The sequence below is a fragment of the Ochrobactrum sp. SFR4 genome, assembly GCF_019730395.1.
GTDB lineage: Bacteria > Pseudomonadota > Alphaproteobacteria > Rhizobiales > Rhizobiaceae > Pseudochrobactrum.
The window spans coordinates 1-370 of record NZ_JAAPBB010000341.1 but is presented as its reverse complement, the minus strand read 5'-3'; the positions used below and the strand labels follow the sequence as shown (position 1 = coordinate 370).

At 58.9% G+C, this 370-nt stretch carries 1 pseudogene; it reads left to right on the top strand.

From position 1 onward, the window contains the following. Window positions 1-370, top strand: a pseudogene (locus HBA93_RS19275) (transposase); the annotation flags it as partial.

The window sequence follows — 370 nt, the reverse complement described above, 5'->3', positions numbered from 1 at the left end:
GAAAATCCGCATTGTTCTGGAAGGCCTGCGTGGCGAGGACAGTATTGCCGCGATTTGTCGCCGCGAAGGGATCGCCGAGAGCCTTTATTATAGTTGGTCGAAGGAATTCCTCGAAGCGGGCAAGAAGCGGCTCGCAGGCGATACTGCTCGCTCGGCGACCAGTGACGAGGTCAAGGCGCTGCGCCGTGAAAGCCGCGACCTGAAAGAGGCGCTGGCTGATCTTACCTTGGAAAACCGCCTGCTCAAAAAAAGCATGATCGCGGATGGGGGCGACGACGAATGAGATATCCCGTCACCGAGAAGCTTGAGATCATCCGGCTGGTCGAGCAGTCGCACCTGTCGGCCAGACAAACCCTCGACCGGCTCGGCA